The 23423-nt window shown below is 55.7% G+C and carries 27 protein-coding genes and 1 other annotated feature; of the genes, 11 read left to right on the top strand and 16 right to left on the bottom strand.

Features of this window, described 5'->3' with window-relative positions; genetic code table 11:
• The first annotated feature begins 13 nt into the window (after window positions 1-13).
• Genes AM379_RS17550 through AM379_RS17535 form a run of 4 tightly spaced genes read left to right on the top strand, consistent with a single transcriptional unit; the run spans window position 14 to window position 3624 of the window.
• Entirely contained in the window at window positions 14-1042 is a 1029-nt protein-coding gene (locus AM379_RS17550; RefSeq protein WP_106503964.1) for a hemin-degrading factor, read from the top strand.
• Entirely contained in the window at window positions 1039-1860 is an 822-nt protein-coding gene (locus AM379_RS17545; protein ID WP_050736668.1) for a heme/hemin ABC transporter substrate-binding protein, read from the top strand. Before AM379_RS17550 ends, AM379_RS17545 begins: the two co-directional genes overlap by 4 nt.
• A complete protein-coding gene (locus tag AM379_RS17540; RefSeq protein ID WP_106503963.1) occupies window positions 1860-2852 on the top strand; it encodes a FecCD family ABC transporter permease in 993 nt (330 codons plus the stop codon). The genes AM379_RS17545 and AM379_RS17540 overlap by 1 nt, the downstream gene beginning before the upstream one ends.
• The gene (locus AM379_RS17535) at window positions 2845-3624 is read left to right on the top strand and encodes a heme ABC transporter ATP-binding protein (RefSeq protein WP_106503962.1); all 780 of its coding nucleotides are present in this window, start codon (window positions 2845-2847) and stop codon (window positions 3622-3624) included. The genes AM379_RS17540 and AM379_RS17535 overlap by 8 nt, the downstream gene beginning before the upstream one ends.
• On the opposite strand, the gene AM379_RS17530 is transcribed toward AM379_RS17535, so the two are convergent.
• The gene (locus tag AM379_RS17530) at window positions 3591-4514 is read right to left on the bottom strand and encodes a LysR family transcriptional regulator (protein ID WP_020884395.1); all 924 of its coding nucleotides are present in this window, start codon (window positions 4512-4514) and stop codon (window positions 3591-3593) included. The genes AM379_RS17535 and AM379_RS17530 overlap by 34 nt on opposite strands.
• A 140-nt stretch (window positions 4515-4654) precedes the next feature.
• On the opposite strand from AM379_RS17530, the gene AM379_RS17525 reads away from it, so the two are divergent.
• From AM379_RS17525 to AM379_RS17505, 5 genes are read left to right on the top strand one after another with little or no spacing between them, the layout of a single operon-like run.
• A complete protein-coding gene (locus AM379_RS17525) occupies window positions 4655-5362 on the top strand; it encodes a CoA transferase subunit A (RefSeq protein WP_032677981.1) in 708 nt (235 codons plus the stop codon).
• Window positions 5363-5364: 2 nt separating this feature from the next.
• The gene (locus AM379_RS17520) at window positions 5365-6021 is read left to right on the top strand and encodes a CoA transferase subunit B (protein WP_106503961.1); all 657 of its coding nucleotides are present in this window, start codon (window positions 5365-5367) and stop codon (window positions 6019-6021) included.
• A gap of 9 nt (window positions 6022-6030) precedes the next feature.
• The gene (locus AM379_RS17515) at window positions 6031-7212 is read left to right on the top strand and encodes an acetyl-CoA C-acetyltransferase (protein WP_106503960.1); all 1182 of its coding nucleotides are present in this window, start codon (window positions 6031-6033) and stop codon (window positions 7210-7212) included.
• Window positions 7213-7265: 53 nt separating this feature from the next.
• Window positions 7266-8660, top strand: a complete 1395-nt coding sequence (locus AM379_RS17510; RefSeq protein WP_196480799.1) for a GntP family permease — start codon at window positions 7266-7268, stop codon at window positions 8658-8660.
• Window positions 8661-8670: 10 nt separating this feature from the next.
• Window positions 8671-9441 carry a 3-hydroxybutyrate dehydrogenase gene (locus tag AM379_RS17505; protein WP_025204395.1) on the top strand — a complete coding sequence of 257 codons (771 nt, stop codon included), beginning with the start codon at window positions 8671-8673 and terminating at the stop codon, window positions 9439-9441.
• A gap of 59 nt (window positions 9442-9500) precedes the next feature.
• Here AM379_RS17505 and selO read toward each other — a convergent pair whose 3' ends face one another.
• From selO to thrS, 14 genes are all read right to left on the bottom strand, one after another.
• Window positions 9501-10943 (bottom strand): protein adenylyltransferase SelO, encoded by a 1443-nt coding sequence (gene selO, locus AM379_RS17500; RefSeq protein ID WP_106503959.1) that lies wholly within the window; start codon window positions 10941-10943, stop codon window positions 9501-9503.
• Between the two features lie 64 nt (window positions 10944-11007).
• A complete protein-coding gene (locus AM379_RS17495; RefSeq protein ID WP_020884402.1) occupies window positions 11008-11718 on the bottom strand; it encodes an EAL domain-containing protein in 711 nt (236 codons plus the stop codon).
• A gap of 294 nt (window positions 11719-12012) precedes the next feature.
• Window positions 12013-12477, bottom strand: a complete 465-nt coding sequence (locus AM379_RS17490; RefSeq protein WP_020884403.1) for an NlpC/P60 family protein — start codon at window positions 12475-12477, stop codon at window positions 12013-12015.
• 74 nt (window positions 12478-12551) lie between these two features.
• Window positions 12552-13307, bottom strand: coding sequence for a vitamin B12 ABC transporter ATP-binding protein BtuD (gene btuD, locus AM379_RS17485; RefSeq protein ID WP_032677976.1), 756 nt, complete (start codon window positions 13305-13307; stop codon window positions 12552-12554).
• Window positions 13307-13858, bottom strand: a complete 552-nt coding sequence (locus tag AM379_RS17480) for a glutathione peroxidase (RefSeq protein WP_014169696.1) — start codon at window positions 13856-13858, stop codon at window positions 13307-13309. Before AM379_RS17480 ends, btuD begins: the two co-directional genes overlap by 1 nt.
• Window positions 13859-13891: 33 nt before the next feature.
• Window positions 13892-14872: a vitamin B12 ABC transporter permease BtuC gene (btuC, locus tag AM379_RS17475; protein ID WP_032679674.1), complete on the bottom strand. Its 981-nt coding sequence runs from the start codon at window positions 14870-14872 to the stop codon at window positions 13892-13894.
• 103 nt (window positions 14873-14975) lie between these two features.
• On the bottom strand, window positions 14976-15275 hold the full coding sequence (gene ihfA / locus AM379_RS17470; RefSeq protein ID WP_003857805.1) for an integration host factor subunit alpha: 300 nt from the start codon (window positions 15273-15275) through the stop codon (window positions 14976-14978).
• Between the two features lie 4 nt (window positions 15276-15279).
• Window positions 15280-17667 carry a phenylalanine--tRNA ligase subunit beta gene (gene pheT, locus AM379_RS17465; RefSeq protein ID WP_106503958.1) on the bottom strand — a complete coding sequence of 796 codons (2388 nt, stop codon included), beginning with the start codon at window positions 17665-17667 and terminating at the stop codon, window positions 15280-15282.
• A 15-nt stretch (window positions 17668-17682) separates the two neighbouring features.
• Window positions 17683-18666: a phenylalanine--tRNA ligase subunit alpha gene (gene pheS, locus AM379_RS17460; protein WP_020884406.1), complete on the bottom strand. Its 984-nt coding sequence runs from the start codon at window positions 18664-18666 to the stop codon at window positions 17683-17685.
• A gap of 62 nt (window positions 18667-18728) precedes the next feature.
• Window positions 18729-18853 (bottom strand) — a sequence feature (Phe leader region).
• Window positions 18804-18848, bottom strand: a complete 45-nt coding sequence (pheM, locus tag AM379_RS17455) for a pheST operon leader peptide PheM (RefSeq protein WP_001386830.1) — start codon at window positions 18846-18848, stop codon at window positions 18804-18806. Its footprint overlaps the feature before it by 45 nt.
• 118 nt (window positions 18854-18971) lie before the next feature.
• Window positions 18972-19328 carry a 50S ribosomal protein L20 gene (rplT, locus tag AM379_RS17450; protein ID WP_000124850.1) on the bottom strand — a complete coding sequence of 119 codons (357 nt, stop codon included), beginning with the start codon at window positions 19326-19328 and terminating at the stop codon, window positions 18972-18974.
• Between the two features lie 50 nt (window positions 19329-19378).
• The gene (rpmI, locus tag AM379_RS17445; RefSeq protein WP_003030583.1) at window positions 19379-19576 is read right to left on the bottom strand and encodes a 50S ribosomal protein L35; all 198 of its coding nucleotides are present in this window, start codon (window positions 19574-19576) and stop codon (window positions 19379-19381) included.
• 97 nt (window positions 19577-19673) lie between these two features.
• Window positions 19674-20216, bottom strand: a complete 543-nt coding sequence (infC, locus tag AM379_RS17440; RefSeq protein ID WP_023616141.1) for a translation initiation factor IF-3 — start codon at window positions 20214-20216, stop codon at window positions 19674-19676.
• A gap of 3 nt (window positions 20217-20219) precedes the next feature.
• Window positions 20220-22148 carry a threonine--tRNA ligase gene (thrS, locus tag AM379_RS17435; RefSeq protein ID WP_014169692.1) on the bottom strand — a complete coding sequence of 643 codons (1929 nt, stop codon included), beginning with the start codon at window positions 22146-22148 and terminating at the stop codon, window positions 20220-20222.
• Window positions 22149-22291: 143 nt separating this feature from the next.
• On the opposite strand from thrS, the gene yncL reads away from it, so the two are divergent.
• Window positions 22292-22564, top strand: coding sequence for a stress response membrane protein YncL (gene yncL / locus AM379_RS24565; protein WP_071605471.1), 273 nt, complete (start codon window positions 22292-22294; stop codon window positions 22562-22564).
• A gap of 99 nt (window positions 22565-22663) precedes the next feature.
• The gene (yniD, locus tag AM379_RS17425; RefSeq protein ID WP_008500658.1) at window positions 22664-22771 is read left to right on the top strand and encodes a small membrane protein YniD; all 108 of its coding nucleotides are present in this window, start codon (window positions 22664-22666) and stop codon (window positions 22769-22771) included.
• Between the two features lie 198 nt (window positions 22772-22969).
• Here the strand turns inward: yniD and AM379_RS17420 are convergent, their stop codons facing one another.
• On the bottom strand, window positions 22970-23203 hold the full coding sequence (locus tag AM379_RS17420; RefSeq protein ID WP_032677973.1) for a hypothetical protein: 234 nt from the start codon (window positions 23201-23203) through the stop codon (window positions 22970-22972).
• Window positions 23204-23423 lie beyond the last annotated feature (220 nt).

Genomic DNA, 23423 nt, shown 5'->3' with positions numbered 1-23423 from the left:
AAAGGAAGAGACAATGAATCACTACACACGCTGGCTTGCGCTGAAAGAAGAAAATCCGGGTCAATACGCACGTGACATCGCAGGCTTAATGAGCATCAGCGAAGCAGAGCTGACCTTCGCCCGCGTGGGCCACGACGCCTGGCGCCTGCACGGCGACATCCGCGAAATCATCGGCGCGCTGGAAGCCGTGGGCGAGACCAAATGCATCTGTCGTAACGACTATGCAGTTCACGAGCAGGTGGGCGCGTTTACGCATCAACACCTTGGCGGCCACGCCGGGCTGGTACTGAATCCGCGGGCGCTGGATCTGCGCCTGTTTCTCAACCAGTGGGCGAGCGCGTTCCACATCAGTGAAACCACCGCCCGCGGTGAGCGTCAGAGCATTCAGTTCTTCGACCTTCAGGGCGATGCCCTGCTGAAAGTTTACACGACCGATAACACCGATATTTCTGCCTGGGGCGACCTGCTTACGCGCTTTATCTTTGCCGATAATCCGCCACTGGCGCTGAAGCATGCCGATGTCCCTGCCCACAACGAAAAGGCTGATGCCGCCCTCGTTGATCAGGAGTGGCGCGCCATGACCGACGTGCATCAGTTCTTCGGCCTGCTGAAGCGCCACAATCTGAGCCGTCAGCAGGCGTTTCGTCTGGTGGGTGACGATCTGGCCTGCAGGGTAGACAACACCGCTCTGGCACAGCTGCTGGAAACGGTCCGCCTGGAGGGGAATGAAATGATGATCTTCGTCGGCAACCGCGGCTGCGTGCAGATCTTTACCGGCGTGGTGGAAAACGTCGTCTCGATGAAAGGCTGGCTCAACATCTTCAACCCAACCTTTACCCTGCATCTGCGGGATACGTCCATCGCCGAAACATGGGTGACGCGTAAACCCACCGCTGACGGGCACGTCACCAGCCTGGAGCTCTTCGCCGCCGACGGGACGCAAATCGCTCAACTGTACGGTCAACGCAGCGAAGGTGAACCAGAGCAGCGTCAGTGGCGCAGCCAGGTCGACGCCCTGACCCGAAAAGGGCTGGCCGCATGAAAAAATGGCTCGCCCTGCTCTGCGCCCTGCCGCTGGTGACGTTCGCGGCCACACCGCAGAAAATTGTCGCCCTGGGGGGTGACGTGACTGAGATTGTTTATGCCCTTGGCGCGGGATCGTCACTGGTTGCCCGCGACAGCACCAGCCAGTGGCCGCAGGCGGCGAACGCCCTGCCCGACGTCGGCTATTTGCGCCAGCTTAACGCGGAGGGGATCTTATCCATGCGCCCGACGCTGGTGCTGGCCAGTGCTCAGGCGCAGCCCTCGCTGGCGTTAAAACAGGTCGAGGAAAGTCACGTCAGTGTCGTCACCGTTCCCGGCAGTCATGACCTGAGCGTGATTGACGACAAGGTGCGAGTCATTGCCGAAGCGACGCATCGCGAAGCACAGGGTGACGCATTGCGCGCCAGGCTGCGCCAGGCGCTGGCAGCCCTGCCCACCTCGCCACTCGACAAACGGGTACTGTTTATCCTCAACCACGGCGGGATGACCGCGATGGCTGCCGGACAACAGACCGCCGCGGATGCAGCCATTCGCGCAGCGGGTTTGCAAAACGCGATGCAGGGCTTTACCCGTTATCAGCCGCTGTCCCAGGAAGGGGTGATTGCCAGCCAGCCTGACCTTGTGGTGATTTCGCAGGATGGCGTCAAGGCATTGGGCGGCGAAGCGAATGTGTGGACACTTCCCGGCCTGGCGCAAACGCCGGCGGGACGGAACAGGCAGGTGCTGGCTATCGACGATATGGCACTGCTGGGCTTTAGCGTGCGCACGCCGCAGGCCATACAGCAATTGCGCACCCGGGCGGAGCAACTGCCCTGATGTCCCGACGGATCGCGTTGTCGCTGTGGATGCTGGCCGCCATCCTGACGATCATGACGCTGGCGGCCTCCGGGGCTGGCGCACTGCATCTGCCGGTCAGTCTGCTGTGGCGCGGCAGTGATGAAACCCTGCGTCAGATCTGGCTGACCATTCGTCTCCCCCGGGTCCTGCTGGCGCTGGTCACCGGCGGCTCGCTGGCGCTGGCAGGCTGCGTAATGCAGGGGCTTTTTCGTAATCCGCTGGCGGATCCGGGGCTGCTTGGGATCAGCAGCGGCGCGGCGCTGGCCGTGGCGCTGTGGGTGGTTATTCCCCTCTCGCTCCCCGCGCTGATGATGCTTTACGCTCCCATGATCGCGGCATTTGGGGGTGCGCTGGCGGCCACTTTCGTCATTTTTGTCCTAAGCCAGCAGCGTAACAGCACACTTTCACGGCTGTTACTGGTAGGCATTGCCCTCAATGCCCTGTGCGGTGCGGCAGTCGGCGTGCTGTCATGGCTCAGCAATGATACCCAGCTTCGCCAGCTCTCCCTCTGGGGCATGGGCAGCCTGGGTCAGGCGCAGTGGTCTACGCTGCTGGCCGTCACCTCGCTGATGGTGCCAGGCGTTCTGATTATCTGGCGTCTTGCCTGCGCGCTCAATTTACTGCAGCTGGGTGAAGAAGAAGCGCACTACCTTGGCGTGGCGGTAGCAAAGGTACAGCGGATCCTGTTGCTGTGCAGCGCCTTACTGGTTGCCGCCGCGGTTGCCGTCAGCGGAGTGATTGGTTTTGTCGGTCTGGTGGTGCCGCACCTGATACGGATGTGGCTGGGCGCCGATCACCGGGCCGTGATCCCCGGCTCCGTACTGGCCGGGGCGTCGCTGCTGCTGGTTGCCGATACGGTGGCGCGCACGCTGGCCGCGCCGGCAGAAATGCCGGTCGGTTTACTGACCAGTCTCTTCGGCGCACCGTGGTTCCTGTGGCTCATTTTTCGTCGTGGAGGCGCACATGGCTGAACGCTACCGCGCGGAACGCCTTGTTTATCAGGTCGGGCAACGGACGCTTATCAACGACGTGTCGCTGGCGTTATCTCCGGGGGAAATGGTGGCGTTGATTGGGCCTAACGGTGCCGGAAAATCGACGTTACTGCGCCTGCTCACAGGCTATCTCACGCCTTCAGGTGGGCAATGCAGCCTGGCGGGTACGCCGCTTGAGGCGTGGCACCCGCAAAAGCTCTCACGCCGCCGGGCAGTGATGCGCCAGAATACGCATCTCGGTTTCGACTGGCCGGTCGACGCGGTGGTGGGTATGGGCCGCGCGCCCTGGACGCGCTACCCGGAAGCCCCGGTTGTCGAAGCCGTAATGGCGATAACGGGCTGCCTGCCCCTCGCAGACCGACGCTTTTCGGCCCTCTCCGGTGGCGAGCAACAACGGATCCAGCTCGCCCGCGCCCTGGCGCAGCTCTGGCATGACGGCGGGCCGCGCGGCTGGCTGTTTCTCGATGAACCCACTTCCGCGCTGGATCTTTACCACCAGCAGCATCTGCTGCGGCTGTTGAAATCCCTGACCCGTCAGGGCGATTTTCACGTGTGCGTGGTGCTGCACGACCTCAATCTGGCAGCGCTGTGGGCGGACCGGATCCTGCTGCTGCATAACGGCACGCTGGTTTCTCAGGGCACGCCGGAAACGGTTTTACAGGCCGACGCGCTGGCCCGGTGGTATGGCGCGCAGGTATACGTTGGCCCACATCCGGTTCACGCCTCACCGCAGGTGTTTCTCGCGCCCTGACCGGGCTGATAAAAATCTTTCAGCGTCTCAAGCAGGGCATGCGCCGCTTTTGAAAGCTGCGTGTGCCCGGGGTGGATCACGCCGATGCATTTTTCAATCGGCGGGTTATCGAGTGGAATACAGACCGCGCCTAACGAGGTCATCTGCGCCTCGCACAGTGCCGGGACCGCACTGCCGCCCAGGCCGCTGGCGACCATTCTGCCCACCGTCACCAGCTGATGGCTCTCCAGCGCCACATCCAGTTTACGACCGCTGCGGGCCAGCTCCTCTTCCATCATCAGACGAACGGCCGAAGGGCGCTGCAGGGTAATGAAATCCAGCGTCAGTAGCGCCTCCCATGACAGGCGTTTTTTGGCTGCCAGAGCGGATGATTTCGGCACAATGGCGACAAATCGATCGAGACCCAACGGCGTAAAAAGCAGGTTATGGGTCGGCGCCGGTTCAAACGCGATCCCCATCTCGACCCGCCCTTCCCGCACCATTTCAATTACCTGCTCGTTGATAACATCGTGCACGGTGACGTTGATCCCGGCGTGGCGATCGCGAAATGCCTTGAGCACCTCCGGCAGGACATTCGCCGCAAATGACGGCATCGCCGCGACTGAGATTTTGCCGCGCTGCAGCGTAAAGCACTGATGCATGGCCTCTTCGGCGTTATCCCAGTCCGCCAGCAGCTGCCGCGCCATCGGTAAAAAGGTCTCCCCCTCCTGCGTCAGCGCCACCTTGCGGGTGCTGCGCTGCAACAGCGGTCCCCCCAGCGCCTCCTCCAGACCCTTGATCGTCAGGCTAAGCGCCGGCTGGGAAAGATTCAGCCGTTCACTGGCATGCGCGAAATTCAGAGTGTGAGCTACCGCTAAAAACGCGCGTAACTGTTTGACACTCATTCTCATTTTTCACCTTGTTAACTAATTGAAAAAATTTAGTTAACAGGAAATTAATAAAAAAACCAAATGAGTGGGTCACAAATTCAAAATTAACAAATGAGTCGCCGCCCCTAATGATACCGGCACGGATAACGGGAGGGATGATTATGGCGGGACTGGATAAGCGCGTCGGCAGCTATGCGCAGGCGCTGGACGGGCTGACGGACGGAATGACATTGCTGGCAGGCGGCTTCGGCCTGTGCGGCATTCCTGAGAACCTGATTGCCGAAGTCAGACGCCGTCAGGTGCAGGGGCTGACGGTGGTTTCAAACAACTGCGGCGTCGATGGTTTTGGTCTCGGGATACTCCTTGAGACGCGCCAGGTACGAAAAGTGGTGGCGTCGTACGTGGGCGAAAACGCGCTGTTCGAGCAACAGGTGTTGAGCGGCGAGCTTGAAGTGGAACTCACCCCACAGGGAACCCTGGCAGAAAAGGTTCGCGCTGGCGGAGCGGGTATTCCGGCGTTTTACACGGCCACCGGCTATGGCACACCCGTGGCTGCTGGCAAGGAAGTTCGCCAGTTTGCCGGCAAGCATTATGTCCTCGAAGAGGCCATCACCGGCGATTTTGCGCTGATCAAGGGCTGGAAAGCGGACTGGTATGGCAACGTTATCTATCGCCATACCGCGCAAAACTTTAACCCGCTGATGGCCACCGCGGGCCGGATAACGGTGGTGGAAGTGGAAGAGATCGTCGCCCCGGGCGAACTGCCCCCGTCGGCCATTCATACCCCGGGGATCTACGTCGACAGGCTGATTGTCGGCCAGTTCGAGAAACGCATTGAACAGCGCACGCTGCGCGCAGAGGGAGTCTGAAGATGTTAACCCGTGAACAGATGGCCATGCGCGTTGCCCGAGAACTGCGCGACGGTTACTACGTCAACCTGGGGATAGGGATCCCGACCCTTGTGGCGAACTATATTCCGGCGGGAATGGACGTGATGCTCCAGTCTGAAAACGGCCTGCTGGGGATGGGAGCCTTTCCGGATGAGCAAAGCCTTGACGCCGACATGATTAACGCCGGTAAGCAGACCGTCACCGCGAGGGTCGGTGCCGCCATTTTCGACTCGGCCCAGTCGTTCGCCATGATCCGGGGCGGTCATGTTGACCTGACCGTACTCGGGGCGTTCGAAGTGGATGTCGAAGGCAACATCGCCTCGTGGATGATCCCGGGCAAGATGGTGAAAGGGATGGGAGGCGCGATGGATCTGGTCGCCGGGGCGCAGAACATCATTGTGGTGATGACCCATGCCGCAAAAAACGGCGAGTCAAAACTGCTGCCGCGCTGCACGCTGCCGTTGACCGGCGCTGGCTGCATCCGTCGGGTGTTAACCGACCTTGCGTTGCTGGAGATTGAAGACGGCGCGTTCATTCTGCGGGAATACGCCCCCGGCGTCAGTATTGACGACATCGTCAGTAAAACAGCCGGGAAAATCATCGTGGCGGACGACGTGCGCGAGATGCGCTTCAACTGAGGAGTGAACATGAATGAGGTCATGATTGTCGGGGCCACGCGAACCCCTGTAGGCAGTTTTCGCGGATCGCTCTCCTCCCTTTCCGCGGTTGAACTGGGTGCCGTAGCGGTTCGTCGCCTGCTTGAGAACAGCCAGCTGTGCGCAGATCAGGTAGACGAACTGATTTTCGGTCAGGTGCTGACGGCAGGGTGTGGACAAAACCCCGCCCGTCAGACCGCTCTCATGGCCGGATTGCCCGTCAGTACCCCCGCGACAACCGTCAATCTGGTGTGCGGTGCTGGTTTAAAAGCGGTGCAGCTCGCCGCGCAGGCTATCCGCTGCGGCGATGCCGACGTGGTTATCGCTGGCGGCCAGGAGAGCATGAGCAATGCCCCTTACCTGCTGGACGGTGCGCGGTCAGGGTTGCGTTTTGGTCATACAGGGTTGCAGGACAGCATGATAACGGACGGCCTGTGGGACGCATTTAACGATTATCACATGGGCATCACCGCGGAAAACGTTGCCCGCCAGTATGGCATCTCCCGCGAGCAGCAGGACGCTTTTGCCGCCCGGTCGCAGCAAAAAGCGGCGTCGGCCATTGCGCGCGGTCTGTTTGACGCGGAGATGGCTCCGGTCACGGTGAGCGAGGGTAAAAAGCCGCCGCGCCTGATCAACAGTGATGAACAACCCCGGCCGGGAACCACCGCTGAGCAACTCGCTCAGTTGCGCCCTGCCTTTCGTCGTGAAGATGGAACGGTGACGGCGGGTAATGCCTCAACCCTGAACGATGGTGCCGCTGCGGTGCTGTTAATGAGCGGTGAAAAAGCGCGGGAGAGCGGATTACCGATCCTGGGACGGGTCGTGAGTTATGCCGTGACCGGCGTTGATCCATCGGTGATGGGCATCGGGCCGGTCAGCGCCTGCCAGACGGCTCTGGCCCGGGCAGGCTGGGCGCTGGATGAGGTGGACGTCATTGAAGCGAATGAAGCCTTTGCCGCACAGGCGCTGGCCGTTGGCAAACTGCTCGGCTGGGATGAACGTAAGGTGAACGTTAACGGTGGTGCGATTGCGCTTGGCCACCCCATCGGCGCCTCTGGCTGTCGGATCCTCGTCACGCTGCTGCATGAGATGCAACGCCGCGACGCGAAAAAAGGGCTCGTCACCCTGTGTGTGGGAGGTGGGCAAGGCATTGCATTAACCCTTGCGCGCTAACCGCGCCCGGACATCTCGTTGGTACCCGAATATAACAATGATAGTGAGGAGTCATAATGAGTGTGTTGATTGCCCTGGCGGCGCTGGCATTGCTGATGCTCGCGGCTTATCGCGGATACAGCGTTATTCTGTTTGCCCCCATCGCGGCGCTGGGTGCCGTGCTGCTGACCGACCCGGGTGCCGTCGGCCCGACGTTTACCGGTCTGTTTATGGAAAAGATGGTCGGCTTCGTCAAGCTCTACTTCCCGGTGTTCCTGCTGGGTGCCGTGTTTGGCAAGCTGATTGAGCTTTCCGGTTTCTCACGCGCTATCGTCGCTGCAGCGATCCAGATCCTCGGGCGCCGCCATGCGATTCCGGTCATTGTGCTGGTGTGTGCATTGTTAACGTACGGCGGCGTTTCGCTCTTCGTGGTGGCCTTTGCCGTCTATCCTTTTGCGGCCGAACTGTTCCGCCAGAGCGGCATCCCCAAACGTCTTATCCCGGCGACCGTGGCTCTGGGTGCGTTCTCGTTTACCATGGACGCCCTGCCCGGCACGCCGCAGATCCAGAACATTATCCCCACCAGCTTCTTTGGCACTAACGCCTGGGCTGCCCCGTGGCTTGGTCTGATTGGCTCGCTGTTTATCCTCTGTTTTGGCCTGCTCTGGCTGGAGCGTCAGCGGCGAAAAGCGCTCAACAACAATGAGGGCTACGGTTCCGATCTGAAAAATGAACCTGAAACGCCGGACAACATTAATCTGCCCCATCCGCTAATCGCCATTTCCCCTCTGCTGCTGGTCGGGATCCTCAACCTGCTGTTTACCCGCTGGATCCCCGGCTGGTACGGGACGCAACATGAGCTTATCCTGCCCGGACTGGCGAAGCCGATTGTCACCGAGGTCAGCAAAATCACCGCCATCTGGGCCGTGGAAGCGGCGCTGATCGCGGGTATTGTCATGGTACTGCTTTTTGGATTTCGCAATATCCGGGGACGGCTGGCAGAAGGCAGCCGGACGGCGGTCAGCGGCGCCATTCTGGCGGCAATGAATACCGCGTCTGAATACGGTTTCGGGGCGGTGATCGCTGCGCTGCCCGGTTTTCTGGTCTTATCCAAAGCGCTCGCCGCTATCCCGAACCCGTTGCTCAACGAAGCCATCAGCGTGACCGTGCTTGCCGGGATCACCGGTTCGGCGTCGGGCGGGATGAGCATCGCCCTTGCGGCCATGGCCGATACGTTTGTCGCGGCCGCCCACGCAGCCAATATCCCTCTGGAGGTTCTCCACCGCGTGGCCTCGATGGCCAGCGGCGGCATGGATACGCTTCCCCATAACGGGGCCGTGATAACGTTGCTTGCCATTACGGGTCTGAGCCATCGTCAGGCGTATGGCGGCATTTTCGCTATCACCCTCATCAAAAGTCTGGCGGTGCTTTTTGTCATTGCCGTGTTCTATCTCACCGGCATTGTGTAAGGAGAATAAAATGAATCTGAACGGTAAAACCGCACTGGTGACCGGCTCGACCAGCGGTATTGGACTTGGGATCGCTGGCGTGCTGGCGAAGGCCGGCGCACAGTTGATTCTTAACGGTTTCGGCGACAGTGAATCGGCAAGAGACGAAATCGCGAAACGGGGTAAAACGCCGGGCTATCACGATGCGGACCTGCGTGATGTCCAGCAGATTGAAGCCATGATGCACTACGCCGAAACCCGGTATGGCGGAGTCGATATTCTGATCAACAACGCCGGTATACAGCACGTCGCACCTGTTAATGCGTTCCCGGTGGAAAAATGGAACGACATTATCGCCATCAACCTCTCTTCCGTCTTTCACACCAGCCGGCTGGCGCTGCCTGCGATGCAGGCGAAAAACTGGGGGCGCATCATTAATATCGCCTCCGTGCATGGGTTGGTCGCGTCGAAAGAGAAATCCGCCTATGTTGCCGCCAAGCATGGCGTGGTGGGCTTTACCAAATCCCTGGCGCTGGAGACCGCCCGCACCGGTATTACCGCCAATGCCATCTGCCCGGGCTGGGTGCTGACCCCGCTGGTGCAGCAGCAAATCGACAGACGTATTGCCGATGGCGTCGCACCGGATGTCGCTCGTGAGCAACTGCTGGCAGAGAAACAGCCCGCCGGTGAGTTTGTTACGCCGGAACAGCTAGGCGAGCTGGCGTTGTTTTTGTGCAGTGACAGCGCCGTACAGGTCCGCGGCGCCGCCTGGAATATGGATGGCGGATGGGTCGCACAGTGACCGCGGTATCGGCATAAAAAAACCTGGCACCGCAAGGTGTCAGGTTTTGTCCGCCCGGGCTAGCTCGAACAGCTCACTTCCAGGCGTTTTCCCCAGTCCGGCGGACGGCTGACATAGTCGTCATCACGGTCAGCAAACGGCGTACGCAGAGCCACATGCAGGCGATGTAGTTCGTCATACTCCCCCTGCTCTGCCTGTTCAATAGCCCGCTGCGCCAGCCAGTTGCGCAAAACCATCGCCGGGTTCGCCGCGTTCATTTGCGCCTGCCGGGTTGCGTCGTCGACCTGCTCTTGCTGCAACCGCGCGCGGTAAAGCGCAAACCAGTCGTCAAAGCCCTGCCTGTCAATGAACTCGTCGCGCAGCGGTGAGGCACTACTGTGTTGCTCAGTCTGGCTCAGCATCCGGAAGGTGCGGGTGTAATCGCTGCCTTCACGTTCCATGAGTGCAAACAGAGCGTTCAGGATGTCGTTATCGCCCCTCTCCTGCGTCACCAGTCCCAGTTTGTTGCGCATCAACGCGCCGTATTCGCGCAGTAAAATGCCCTGGTAGCTGTCGAGCGCATCATTCAGGGCATCAACGTCGATAAACGGCGACAGAGTTTGCGCAAGACGCTGCAGGTTCCATAGGCCAACAGCCGGCTGATTGTCGAAACTGTAACGTCCCTGATAGTCAGAATGGTTGCAGATGTACCCCGGCTGATAGTCATCAAGGAAGCCAAACGGACCGTAATCAAAGGTCAACCCGAGAAGCGACATGTTGTCCGTGTTCATCACCCCATGGGCAAACCCGACCGTCTGCCAGCGGGCAATCATGGTTGCGGTACGGGCTACCACATCGCGGAACCAGAGAATGTACTTATCGGCCTCGTCCTGGAAATGAGACCAGTGATGACGAATGGCATAATCCGCAAGCTGGCGGACTTTTTCCGGCTCACGACGATAATAAAAGTGCTCAAAGTGGCCAAAACGCAGATGGCTTTGCGCAACGCGCATGAGCATCGCCCCTTTTTCCATCGTTTCACGCGCCACCGGGGTGTCACTGGTTACAATCGACAGTGCGCGGGTGGTGGGGATCCCCAGCGCATGCATCGCTTCTGATGCCAGACATTCGCGAATAGTCGAACGCAATACCGCGCGCCCGTCGCCCATTCGAGAGTAAGGGGTCAGGCCGGCCCCCTTCAGGTGCCAGTCCACCGTCTCCCCGTTGGGCAGCCGTTGTTCGCCCAGCAGAATCCCCCGGCCATCGCCCAGTTGTCCTGCCCAGACGCCAAACTGATGTCCGCTATAGACCTGAGCCAGAGGCTGCATACCGGCAAGCAGCGTTTCGCCTCCCCAGACGCCAGCGCCGTCGGAGGGCTGAAACATCTCAGGTGGAACAGCCAGCTCATCTGCCAGCCGATCATTATGCCAGATAAGACGGGAATTTTGTAACGGTGTGGGTTTGAGTGCGGTATAAAAACCCGGCAACTCGTCATGCCAGTGAGCAGTAAAAGACAGGGTCATAGGTCCTCCTGCTTTTAGTGTAGAGGGTTTACCCGGACTTAAACACGGGCGAAAGAGAGGGTTATCACTGAACGAGCGTGGTGACGTGCTCTGCAGAGACGGCTGGCCAGAGCGCCCCCTGCATTGCGCCAAAGTTAAAGGACAAGACGCGCTGCAATAAACCGTGGTCATCAATGCCGCCGACGAGCACGGACTGACAGTGAGGCGTTATTTGCCAAAGGATTGCGCGCATAAAAGGCTCAAAAGAGAGTTCAGAAGCACGCTGCTGGATAAATCCCTTGTCGAGAATGACCCGTTTAAACAATCCATCATAAACGGCTTTCAACGACGCTGCGCCTGCGCCAAAGTTTGCCAGCACCAGCGGAAAATGGATTGCCATTCTCGCCAGTTGCAGATCGTCCTTCCCGTTATTTAAACCTGGATAATTCTCATTAACAGTAAACTCAAGAAACGGATAACGCTCAAGTATTGAAACAGCGTTCCCATTACTTAATAAAAATTCAACAATTACAGGTGTAATATTGATCCATGCAATTAACTGATGCTGAATAAAAAACAGTTTACAGGTATCAAGCAATTGCAGTTTCTCGTTAAACAACGCTAACTCTTCTTCAGCAGAAAGCCGCGGGATAACGAGTTCGGTGGGGATCCGAACGTGGGTACCGACGCCAGTAAAGTTAACCAGAACCTCTAAACCTTTAAGCTCGCCGGCGCTATTTCGGGCAGGCAGAAGCATCAGTTCAGACTGGTAAGCATTATCTAGCGTAATAATCATTGCACTCGCCCCGCATTAAAGATGAGAGAGGACATCCTGGAGCAATTGCCGACACAATTCCACTGTCTTGATTTTAATAAGATTAATTTCATTAGTTCCGTATTATTTTTCAGATTTATCCCTGAATCTAAAATAATCTTATCCTGGTTGCTCAGTAATAGCCAGTTTTAGATAAAACAGACACCTGAGGAGATAAGTCATTTTTCGTAAATTTAACTTTAAAACTCTTATTTGAGAAAAAATGGCATGATTTATTAGTTATCATGCCATCATAAGAGACTGCTCTTTGACAGACTAAATACGTCGTGCCTGCCAGAAGTTTTTACGCCAGTAAACATTATCGAGCGACGAGCGCATCACCCCACGGCTGGTCGAGGCGTGAATAAACTGATTATCGGTATCATAAATACCGACGTGAAGCCCACTGTCACCCGAGCCGGTTTTGAAAAAAACCAGGTCGCCGGGCAGCAAATCATCTTTATCGATTTCCGTGCCAATTTCCGCCTGTTTGCGCGTTTCGCGCGGAAGCTGTAAATCAAACTTATCGCGAAACGTCATCAGAACAAAGCCAGAACAATCCACGCCCCCACGGCTCATGCCGCCATAACGATAGGGCGTGCCGCGCCAGTTGCTCAGCTGATCGTTAAGGCTGGCAATGACGGTAATAGAATCTGAAAGCCGCGGGTTAGGCGGCGGCGCACGATGGCTACTGCATCCCGCAAGAAATAACGCGGCCATCAGGAGAAACCAGAATCGCATTTTCAGACGAATCCTCTGCTTTTTTTGTTCTTTTCGTAATTTAGCGTGCAACGGCGTTAACAGGCAAGAAACGGTTACGCCTGCACGGTAGAAATCAGCATCTTATGCCCTTCTATATCCAGCCTGCGGAAAGACATATTGTACGCGCGGGCAAGATTTGGCGGCGTCAATACCGCATCGCGCGTGCCGCTGGCAATCATCTTTCCTCGCGCCAACAGCCACACCCGGTGGGCGTGACGCAGCGTATGGTTCAGGTCATGACTGCTCATGACCACGCCGATCCCTTTTCTGCTCAGGGAGCTTAACAGGGTGTCCAGCGCGGCCTGCTGTGCCACATCCAGACCGCTCATCGGTTCATCCAGAAGCAGCAGTCTGCCATGCGGATTGCCGGCCGGGTGAATCTGCAAAATGACGGCCGCGAGACGCACGCGCTGCCACTCGCCCCCGGAAAGCTGGCTGGCATGCCGGGACAGTTTATCTTCTAGCCCTAATCCCGCCGCCACCTCAGTGAGCAGCGACGTATGCTGTTTATCGTGCAGATGCAGCATCAGGTAGTGCCAGACGGGCATCGCAAAGGGCGGGACCTGCTGCTGCACCAGATAGCTGCGCCTGTGCGCCAGCGAGACTGGCGACCAGTCAGCAAGGTTATGCTCCAGCAGGGTTATCTCCCCCGCGCCGGCAGTCAGCCCTGCCATGCGCGCCAGTAAGGTGCTTTTTCCTGCGCCGTTCGGCCCGACAAGATGCAGGATTTCGCCTGCATTGATGGCACCGGTTATCGGCTCGAGACGCCCCGTATCGGCGACGTCCGTGAGCTGCATCAGCAACGTCATTATTTCGCCAGCGCCAGCTTGATAGACTCCATCACAATCGGATCTTCAGGCGTCATGTCCGGTGAAAAACGCTGCACCACCTGTCCGTCACGACCAATAAGGAATTTTTCAAAATTCCACAGGATATCGTCCGGATAGAGCGGCGCGCGTCCTTTACTGGCCATGCGCTCATAAAAACCGCTGCCTTCCGGCGCAACGGCGGTCGGCGCGGCCGCCACCAGCTTCGCATACAGGGGATGGCGATGTTCACCGTTAACATCGATTTTGCTGAACATCGGGAACGTCACACCGTAGGTGGTGCTGCAAAACGTTTTGATTTCGTCTTCGCTGCCCGGCTCCTGGCCCAGGAACTGGTTGCACGGGAAGCCCAGCACGGTGAAACCGTCTTTCTCCCAGGCTTTTTGAATGTTTTCCAGCTGTTCGTACTGCGGCGTCAGGCCACATTTGGAGGCCACATTCACGATGAGCAGCACGTTGCCTTTATAGCTTTCCAGCGTGGTTTTCTCACCCTCAATGGTGGTCACTTCGGTATTCAAAATATCAGACTGCATAGCATTCCCTCTGGTTATCTTACGGGTAGTGATTTAACGTCCGGATTTTAATAGTAGCCAGATAAATACCGGCGCGCCCAGCGTGGCGGTCACCACGCCTATTGGCAGCTCAGCGGCTGTCAGGGCGAGCCGGGCGATGATATCCGCCACCAGCAGCGTTACCGCCCCGGCAACCGCCGAGGCCGGCAGTAAGGTTCGATGGTCGGTGATACCGCACAGACGCAGCATGTGCGGGATAACCAGCCCAATAAAGCCAATCGCCCCGGCCAGTGCCACGCTCACCCCAACCAGCCAGCCAATGGCAATGACCAGCACGTTGCGCCAGAAGCCTATCGGCATGCCAAGCTGGCGGGCCGAGGTTTCCCCCAGCGCGAGAATATTCAGTGGCTGTGCCTGCAGGCCTGCCCATAGCAAGACCGGTATCAGCAGTGCCATCAGCCAGCCCTGGCGCCAGTCTACGCCCCCGAAGCCGCCCATCATCCAGTACATCAACTGACGCAAGTCAAAGGACGTGGAGAAATACACCGCCCAGGTCATCAGCGCGCTACAGATGATCCCCAGAGCCACCCCGGCAAGCAGCAGCCGACTGGTTGATAAGTGCCGTCTGGCAAAGCGCAAAAGGATTACCGTTATCAGCAACGCGCCGATAATGGCGCTGAGGCTGATTCCCCATGAGGAGAGTTCCCCCCCGCCCAACATCACCGCCGCCACCAGCCCTACGCCCGCGCCATTCGACACGCCGAGCAGCCCGGGCTCCGCCAGCGGGTTATCAAATAATGCCTGCATAATGGTGCCGCACAGTGCCAGCGCGGCGCCCACCAGGATCACCGCCAGCGTGCGCGGCAGACGGATTTGCCAGACGAAAAGCTGCCCCTCAGGCTCAAACCAGTGTTCAGGCCCTATCCACTGTTCCCCGGCGCACAGGCTAACGCCTGCGGTAACAATGAGCAGCAGCACGAGCAAAAGCAGGTGTCGTTGATCTAAACGGTGCTGGCGATGGGCATAATCAAACATGGACATGGTTTTAGTAGCGTGTGATGTAATTGATTTTACGGCGGGTTTGCCAGAGAGCGCAAAGAAAAAAGGCCGCGTGAGCGGCCTTTTTAGTTAGTTCATATTACTCTGCTTTGGGCGTTGCGTTTTCGACACGGCTTTTTAACTTCTGGCCGGGTCTGAAGGTCACCACGCGGCGGGCTGTAATCGGAATATCTTCCCCCGTCTTTGGGTTACGGCCCGGACGTTGGTTTTTGTCACGCAAATCAAAATTGCCAAAACCGGAGAGTTTTACCTGCTCACCATTTTCCAGAGCACGACGGATCTCTTCGAAAAACAGCTCTACCAGCTCTTTGGCATCTCGTTTGCTAAGCCCAAGCTTATCAAACAGATATTCTGACATTTCAGCTTTTGTAAGCGCCATAGGTTCAATCCCTCAATGATGCCTGGAATCGCTCTTTTAATGCCTCTACACATTTGGCGACGGTAGCGGCAATCTCCTCTTCTTCGAGTGTACGGCTGGTATCCTGAAGGATAAGGCTAATAGCGAGGCTCTTGAAACCTTCTGCTACGCCCTTGCCGCGGTACACGTCAAATAAGTTTACGCCAACTACCTGATTTACGCCAACTTTCTTACATTCGGCCAAAATATCTGCTGCGGGCACATTTTCCGCGACCACAACCGCGATATCACGGCGGTTTGCCGGGAAGCGTGAGACGTCGCGGGCCTGAGGAATAACGCGGTCTGCAACCGGGCTCCATTCCAGCTCGAACACGATGGTACGGCCGTTCAGGTCCAGCTTGCGCTCCAGCTCAGGATGAACAACGCCAATGAAACCAATGCGTTTGCCGTCTAAATAGATAGCTGCACTCTGGCCTGGATGCAGCGCAGGGATCGCTTCTGCACGGAATTCAATTTCAGATAATTTACCGGTCAGATCGAGAATTGCTTCCAGATCTCCCTTCATATCGTAGAAATCAACCGTGCCTTTTGCCAGGTCCCAGTGCTCTTCGTAACGGTTACCGCTGATGGCACCAGCCAGCATGAGATCCTGACGGATGCCTAAATTTGCCTGATTATCCGGTACAAAGCGTAAACCACTTTCGAAAATTCGCACGCGGTTTTGCTGACGATTCTGGTTGTAAACGATAGTCCCCAGCAGACCGGTCCACAGGGACAGGCGCATCGCGGACATTTCGCTGGAGATTGGGCTTGGCAGGATCAGCGCTTCCTGGCCCGGATGGATCATCTGCTGCAGTTTTGGATCAACAAAGCTGTAGGTGATCACTTCCTGATAGCCTTTGTCGTTCAGCATGGTTTTCACACGCTTAAGAGACAAATCTGCTTCACGGTGGCTTCCCATCACCAGACCCGCCTGAACAGGCTCATCCGGGATGTTGTTGTAGCCGTATACGCGAGCCACTTCTTCCACCAGATCTTCTTCGATCTCCATGTCGAAACGCCAGGATGGCGCAACGGCTTTCCACTCGTCCTGCCCTTCGGTCACGTCACAACCCAGGCGGCGAAGGATATCGCTGACCTGTGCGTCAGCAACATGGTGACCAATCAGACGATCCAGCTTGCTACGACGCAGGGTAATGGTCGCACGCTTCGGCAACGTCGCTTCGTGGGTGACGTCGATAACCGGGCCCGCTTCACCGCCGCAGATGTCGATCAGCAGACGCGTCGCACGCTCCATCGCTTTGTGCTGCAGTGCCGGATCGACGCCACGCTCATAACGGTGAGAGGCATCGGTATGCAGGCCGTGACGACGTGCGCGGCCGGTGATAGAGAGCGGGCTGAAAAACGCACACTCCAGCAGAACGTTTTGCGTTTCATCGTTTACACCGGAGTGTTCACCACCGAAGATACCGCCCATCGCCAGCGCTTTAACGTGGTCCGCGATCACCAGCGTATCAGCATTCAGTTTTGCTTCGGTGCCGTCGAGCAGAACCAGGGTTTCGCCCTCTTTCGCCATACGCACCACAATACCGCCTTCGATACGATCTTTATCGAACGCGTGCATCGGCTGACCCAGCTCCAGCAGAACATAGTTGGTCACGTCAACGACGGCGTCGATAGAACGAATACCACAGCGACGCAGCTTCTCTTTCATCCACAGCGGGGTTGGCGCTTTTACGTTAATGCCTTTCACCACGCGACCAAGGTAGCGTGGGCACGCCTCAGCGGCTTCAACCTGAATCGGCAGTGTGTCACTGATGGTAGCGTCAACCGGTACGATTTCCGGTGCGTTCAGTTCAGTCTGGTTCAGCACGGCCACATCGCGGGCCACGCCGATAATGCCTAAGCAGTCCGCACGGTTTGGCGTCACGCTGATTTCAATGGTGTTGTCATCGAGTTTCAGGTATTCGCGGATGTCGGTACCAATAGGCGCATCAAGCGGCAGCTCAATGATGCCATTGTGATCGTCGGAAATACCCAGCTCAGAGAACGAACACAGCATGCCTTCAGACGGCTCCCCGCGCAGTTTCGCTGCTTTAATTTTAAAATCACCCGGCAGTACAGCCCCCACGGTCGCCACGGCCACTTTCAGGCCCTGACGGCAGTTTGGCGCGCCGCAGACGATATCCAGCAGGCGATCGCCGCCTACGTTAACTTTTGTCACACGCAGCTTGTCAGCGTTAGGGTGCTGACCGCACTCAACCACTTCGCCCACAACGACGCCATTGAAAGCGCCAGAAACCGGCTCAACACCGTCAACTTCCAGACCCGCCATGGTGATCTGGTTGGAAAGCGCTTCGCTATCAAGCGTGGTGTTCACCCATTCGCGTAACCACAGTTCACTGAATTTCATTGTTCTGTCCTGCCCTTATTTAAACTGTTTGAGGAAACGCAGATCGTTTTCGAAGAATGCACGCAAATCGGTCACGCCATAGCGCAGCATTGTCAGACGCTCCATGCCCATACCGAACGCAAAGCCGGAGTAGACTTCTGGATCGATACCCACGTTGCGCAGAACGTTTGGATGCACCATGCCGCAGCCCAACACTTCCAGCCATTTGCCGTTTTTACCCATCACGTCAACTTCCGCAGACGGTTCAGTGAACGGGAAGTAGGACGGACGGAAACGAACCTGCAGGTCTTCCTCAAAGAAGTTGTTCAGGAAATCGTGCAGCGTACCTTTCAGGTTGGTAAAGCTGATGTTCTTATCAACAATCAGGCCTTCCATCTGATGGAACATCGGGGTATGGGTCTGATCGTAGTCGTTACGGTACACGCGGCCCGGTGCGATGATGCGGATCGGGGGCTCCTGTTCCTTCATGGTACGGATCTGAACGCCCGAGGTCTGAGTACGCAGCAGACGGGTGGCGTCGAACCAGAAAGTGTCGTGGTCAGCACGTGCCGGATGATGGCCTGGAATATTGAGGGCGTCGAAGTTGTGGTAATCATCTTCGATTTCCGGGCCAGTCGCCACGGTAAAGCCGAGCTCACCGAAGAAACTTTCAATGCGATCAATGGTGCGGGTAACCGGATGCAGGCCACCATTTTCAATACGGCGACCCGGCAGGGAGACATCGATAGTCTCTGCCGCCAGACGCGCATTCAGCACCGCGCTTTCCAGCTCAGCTTTGCGTGCGTTCAGTGCCTGTTGCACCTGCTCTTTGGCTTCGTTAATGACCGCACCCGCTGCCGGGCGTTCCTCTGGCGGCAGTTCACGCAGGGTTGTCATTTGAAGGGTCAAATGCCCTTTCTTACCGAGATATTCGACGCGGACATTGTCTAACGCGGCAACATCTGAGGCCTGATTAATGGCGGCTGTTGCACTGGCAACCAGCTCTGCGAGATGTGACATGATTTTCCTCATTATGTCGGTGCAGACACCGATTTGGTGGAGTTATTCTCTCGAATTTAGACACAAAAAAAGCCTCCATCAGGAGGCTTATCTGGCGCTGTTTTTCGTTTCATCTTTCACGCGCTAGCCTCCTGAATTCAGGTGCTAAAGTAAAAGAAGAAGCGGAAAATAGCAGCATTCATGCTTGCGTTACCTTGTGTGGTAAAAAACCGTTAAGACCATATTGAAAAGGTTGCACGGGTAAAAGTCAATGTTCTGATGGTGTTAAATGAAAAGAGGGAGCGAAGCCCCCTCTTTCAACTGGCTTATGCCAGTGCTGCTTTCGCTTTTTCGACCAGAGCGGTGAACGCTACTTTGTCGAATACTGCGATGTCAGCCAGGATCTTACGGTCGATTTCAACAGAGGCTTTTTTCAGGCCGTTGATGAATTTGCTGTAAGAAATACCGTTCTGACGTGCTGCTGCGTTGATACGCGCAATCCACAGTTGACGGAACTGACGCTTACGTTGACGACGGTCACGGTAAGCGTACTGACCTGCTTTGATAACAGCCTGGAAGGCAACGCGGTATACGCGTGAACGCGCACCGTAGTAGCCTTTAGCTTGTTTCAAAATTTTCTTGTGACGTGCACGTGCAATTACACCACGTTTTACGCGAGCCATATGTGCTCTCCTGTATCTATATTCTTAGTAAAAAATTAAACGTTAACGGCTTATGCGTACGGCAGGCACGCGATAACCAGACCCAGATCGCCTTTAGAAACAAGGCCTTTTGGACGCAGGTGACGTTTACGCTTAGTAGATTTTTTGGTCAGAATATGACGCAGGTTTGCGTGCTTACGCTTAAATCCACCACCACCGGTTTTTTTGAAGCGCTTAGCAGCACCGCGTACGGTCTTAATTTTTGGCATCTTAATTACTTCCACTTCGCATTGTTAAATAAACGAAACATAGGCGAACAAAACCTATGAGACCCGAAGGCTCCACAGGTTTTGCTGCTTGAAGGCCTTACTGTTTCTTCTTAGGAGCGAGCACCATGATCATCTGGCGGCCTTCGATCTTCGTAGGGAAGGATTCGACTACTGCCAGTTCACTCAGATCGTCACGGACGCGGTTAAGCACTTCCATACCAATCTGTTGGTGGGCCATCTCACGACCGCGGAAACGCAGTGTGATCTTGGCCTTATCGCCATCTTCCAGAAAGCGAATCAGGCTGCGGAGTTTTACCTGATAATCGCCATCGTCGGTACCAGGACGGAATTTAATTTCCTTAACCTGGATAACTTTTTGCTTTTTCTTCTGTTCCTTAGAAGACTTACTCTTTTCATAAAGGAACTTGCCGTAGTCCATGATACGACAAACTGGCGGTTCGGCGTTAGGGCTGATTTCAACTAAATCTACTCCAGCTTCTTCAGCCTTTTCGATCGCTTCTCTCAGACTCACAATCCCCAGCTGCTCGCCTTCCAGACCTGTTAAGCGAACTTCCTGGGCGCGAATCTCGCCATTGATACGATTCGGACGTGCCGTTTGAACTCGTTTTCCGCCTTTAATACCTTATTCCTCCAGTTGTTGAAGACTGCGGCTGCGAATCTCTTGTTGCAGCTTCTCAATCACTTCACTTACGTCCAGGCTCCCCAGGTCTTTACCACGGCGGGTGCGAACGGCAACTTTGCCTGCTTCCACCTCTTTATCACCACAGACCAACATATACGGGACACGACGTAAAGTGTGCTCGCGGATTTTAAAGCCAATCTTCTCATTTCTCAAGTCTGCTTTTACGCGAATGCCCGCATTTTGTAGTTTCTGCGTCAATTCTTTAACGTATTCAGCCTGAGAATCGGTAATGTTCATCACCACGACCTGCACTGGCGCAAGCCAGGTTGGGAAGAAGCCGGCAAACTCTTCAGTCAGGATGCCGATGAAGCGCTCCAGAGAACCGAGGATTGCACGGTGAATCATAACCGGTACCTGACGTTCGTTGTCTTCGCCAACATAAGAGGCGCTTAAACGCTGCGGCAGGGAGAAGTCCAGCTGTACAGTACCGCACTGCCATGCGCGATCGAGGCAGTCATACAGGGTAAATTCAATTTTTGGACCGTAGAATGCGCCCTCGCCCAGCTGGTATTCGAACGGAATGCCGTTCTCTTCCAGCGCCACGGCGAGATCCGCTTCTGCGCGATCCCAGGTCTCATCGCTACCGATACGTTTTTCCGGACGCGTTGAGAGTTTGACAACGATCTTCTCGAAGCCAAAGGTGCTGTACATATCGTAGACCATACGAATACAGGCGTTAACTTCATCGCGAACCTGATCTTCAGTACAGAAGATATGCGCATCATCCTGAGTAAAGCCACGAACACGCATCAGACCGTGCAATGCACCTGATGGCTCGTTACGGTGGCAGCTACCGAACTCTGCCATACGCAGCGGCAGATCGCGGTAGGATTTCAGACCCTGGTTGAAGATCTGAACGTGGCCCGGGCAGTTCATTGGCTTAATGCAGTATTCACGGTTCTCAGAAGAGGTGGTGAACATCGCATCTTTGTAGTTGTCCCAGTGGCCGGTTTTTTCCCACAGCACACGGTCCATCATGAACGGGCCTTTCACTTCCTGATACTGGTACTCTTTCAGCTTGGAGCGTACGAACGTTTCCAGTTCACGGAAGATAGTCCAGCCGTCATTGTGCCAGAACACCATACCCGGCGCTTCTTCCTGCATGTGGTACAGGTCAAGCTGCTTACCGATTTTACGGTGGTCACGTTTAGCCGCCTCTTCCAGGCGCTGCAGGTAGGCGTTAAGGGCTTTTTTATCGGCCCACGCGGTACCATAGATACGCTGCAACATCTTGTTGTTGCTATCGCCACGCCAGTAGGCGCCCGCGATTTTCATCAGCTTAAAGTGATGACAGAAGCGCATGTTCGGCACGTGCGGACCACGGCACATGTCGACGTATTCTTCGTGATGGTACAAGCCAGGCTTGTCATCATGAGAGATGTTTTCATCAAGAATAGAGACTTTATAGCTCTCGCCACGCTTCACGAAGGTTTCACGCGCTTCGTGCCAGCTGACTTTCTTCTTAATGACGTCATAGTTAGTTTCGGCGAGCTCGTGCATACGTTTTTCGAGCGCGTCGATATCTTCCTGAGTCAGGGTATGGTCAAGGTCAACGTCATAGTAGAAACCGTTGTCGATAACCGGACCGATCGCCATTTTGGTGTTCGGCCACAGCTGTTTGATCGCATGACCTAACAGGTGCGCGCAGGAGTGACGAATGATCTCCAGACCTTCTTCGTCTTTCGCTGTGATGATAGACAGCTGCGCATCGCTTTCAATCAGGTCAGATGCATCAACCAGCTCACCATTAACACGGCCAGCGATGGTTGCTTTCGCGAGTCCAGGACCAATGTCCAGGGCAACATCCATTGGGCTTACAGCGTGGTCGTAATGGCGTTGGCTGCCATCAGGAAGAGTAATTACAGGCATTTTATATCCTTATTTGCAGTGATGCCCCACACATAAGAGCATATACAAAGAAAATAATCGTGATTTGACAATAGATTACGACACCATCTGACCAACAATCGTCAAATTGGCTCGCGATCATTCACCCGCCGAAAATCAGATAAATGCGGATTTACGGCAAGCCCTGCAATGGTAACACTAACAAAAGAGAGATTGCACCCTTTGCTGGCAGATTGCTGCGCTGGCACTTTCGCATGAATTTGCAGGGCGCATATCTCCGGTGCTCGCATTCCAGAGATGCTGGGCTACTCTTGAACAAGTCTTTAAACCCAAAGGTGCATACCATGAACGTATCAAGTAGAACGGTTGTGATATTGAACATCCTTTCAGCCACCGGTTTATTGTTGATTCTTGCAGAACGATTCCACTGGTTCTAACCGAACCGGAAGCAGGCATAACCTGATTCACCACTGGAGAAGGGGCATTTCCCCGCCCTGTTTGGTAGACTGTTCGCATCAACTTACAAGGATCAGGTTATGCCAACAAAACGATTTGCCGTAAAACACTGGAAAATGGTACTGGTGCTGATTGCCATCTGCGGCGCGATGCTGCTTCTGCGTTGGGCGGCAATGATTTGGGGCTGAACGTGAATATAAATAACTGCGCAGGGAATAACATCGTTATCCGTAATACCCTTTTGCGGGTATTCACCGCCAGGACGAAATACGGACGATAGGTTTACGTCAAATAGGTTTGCCGCGAAAAAACCGGTACCACAAAATCCGGTTTTTTTGGCGCGATGAATTAGCGTTTAAACGTCAATAACAACACGGCAAAACCCATCAGGACCATTCACCTGCAACCAGTTTATGGACGTCAAAAGCATCATTCATAGACTGACCGGTGGACTGAGAGGCTGGCGCGATGTTAGACCCGGCTTCAACGTCAACGGCTTTCGCAATGCCGATTTGGCTGTGGGTCTCACTGGCTGTCGGGGTGGTTTCATCAGCAGCAAATACGCCAAAAGACAGTGCGGAAAGCACCATCGCTGCTGCGGCAGTTTTGATTTTTTTCATAATGTTTTTTCTCTTTCTACATTTAATACTAATAATGCTAAATACCTTAAGGCCGAATTCTGCCCGTGCTAAGAGTGTAGATCCAGATCACACTTTTGCCTAGCCTATTACGTTATCAATTCGTGTCAAATAAGCCGCAAATTAATGAAAATGCATTATGAAGAAATGATGGAGATATCAGCAGACCAGATATTTCAAAACAGCGTTTAATATAAAACAG

This window comes from Enterobacter cloacae complex sp. FDA-CDC-AR_0132 (assembly GCF_003010695.1).
Taxonomy (GTDB): Bacteria; Pseudomonadota; Gammaproteobacteria; order Enterobacterales; family Enterobacteriaceae; genus Enterobacter; species Enterobacter ludwigii.
Note: the sequence above shows the minus strand (reverse complement) of the source record. Positions and strands in the feature narration are given on the sequence as shown.

Coding starts and splice junctions, on each gene's coding strand:
- AM379_RS17550 (WP_106503964.1), top strand. CDS start 14: ATGAATCACTACACACGCTGGCTTGCGCTGAAAGAAGAAAATCCGGGT.
- AM379_RS17545 (WP_050736668.1), top strand. CDS start 1,039: ATGAAAAAATGGCTCGCCCTGCTCTGCGCCCTGCCGCTGGTGACGTTC.
- AM379_RS17540 (WP_106503963.1), top strand. CDS start 1,860: ATGTCCCGACGGATCGCGTTGTCGCTGTGGATGCTGGCCGCCATCCTG.
- AM379_RS17535 (WP_106503962.1), top strand. CDS start 2,845: ATGGCTGAACGCTACCGCGCGGAACGCCTTGTTTATCAGGTCGGGCAA.
- AM379_RS17530 (WP_020884395.1), bottom strand. CDS start 4,514: ATGAGAATGAGTGTCAAACAGTTACGCGCGTTTTTAGCGGTAGCTCAC.
- AM379_RS17525 (WP_032677981.1), top strand. CDS start 4,655: ATGGCGGGACTGGATAAGCGCGTCGGCAGCTATGCGCAGGCGCTGGAC.
- AM379_RS17520 (WP_106503961.1), top strand. CDS start 5,365: ATGTTAACCCGTGAACAGATGGCCATGCGCGTTGCCCGAGAACTGCGC.
- AM379_RS17515 (WP_106503960.1), top strand. CDS start 6,031: ATGAATGAGGTCATGATTGTCGGGGCCACGCGAACCCCTGTAGGCAGT.
- AM379_RS17505 (WP_025204395.1), top strand. CDS start 8,671: ATGAATCTGAACGGTAAAACCGCACTGGTGACCGGCTCGACCAGCGGT.
- selO (WP_106503959.1), bottom strand. CDS start 10,943: ATGACCCTGTCTTTTACTGCTCACTGGCATGACGAGTTGCCGGGTTTT.
- AM379_RS17495 (WP_020884402.1), bottom strand. CDS start 11,718: ATGATTATTACGCTAGATAATGCTTACCAGTCTGAACTGATGCTTCTG.
- AM379_RS17490 (WP_020884403.1), bottom strand. CDS start 12,477: ATGCGATTCTGGTTTCTCCTGATGGCCGCGTTATTTCTTGCGGGATGC.
- btuD (WP_032677976.1), bottom strand. CDS start 13,307: ATGACGTTGCTGATGCAGCTCACGGACGTCGCCGATACGGGGCGTCTC.
- AM379_RS17480 (WP_014169696.1), bottom strand. CDS start 13,858: ATGCAGTCTGATATTTTGAATACCGAAGTGACCACCATTGAGGGTGAG.
- btuC (WP_032679674.1), bottom strand. CDS start 14,872: ATGTTTGATTATGCCCATCGCCAGCACCGTTTAGATCAACGACACCTG.
- ihfA (WP_003857805.1), bottom strand. CDS start 15,275: ATGGCGCTTACAAAAGCTGAAATGTCAGAATATCTGTTTGATAAGCTT.
- pheT (WP_106503958.1), bottom strand. CDS start 17,667: ATGAAATTCAGTGAACTGTGGTTACGCGAATGGGTGAACACCACGCTT.
- pheS (WP_020884406.1), bottom strand. CDS start 18,666: ATGTCACATCTCGCAGAGCTGGTTGCCAGTGCAACAGCCGCCATTAAT.
- rplT (WP_000124850.1), bottom strand. CDS start 19,328: ATGGCTCGCGTAAAACGTGGTGTAATTGCACGTGCACGTCACAAGAAA.
- rpmI (WP_003030583.1), bottom strand. CDS start 19,576: ATGCCAAAAATTAAGACCGTACGCGGTGCTGCTAAGCGCTTCAAAAAA.
- thrS (WP_014169692.1), bottom strand. CDS start 22,148: ATGCCTGTAATTACTCTTCCTGATGGCAGCCAACGCCATTACGACCAC.
- yncL (WP_071605471.1), top strand. CDS start 22,292: ATGCGGATTTACGGCAAGCCCTGCAATGGTAACACTAACAAAAGAGAG.
- yniD (WP_008500658.1), top strand. CDS start 22,664: ATGCCAACAAAACGATTTGCCGTAAAACACTGGAAAATGGTACTGGTG.
- AM379_RS17420 (WP_032677973.1), bottom strand. CDS start 23,203: ATGAAAAAAATCAAAACTGCCGCAGCAGCGATGGTGCTTTCCGCACTG.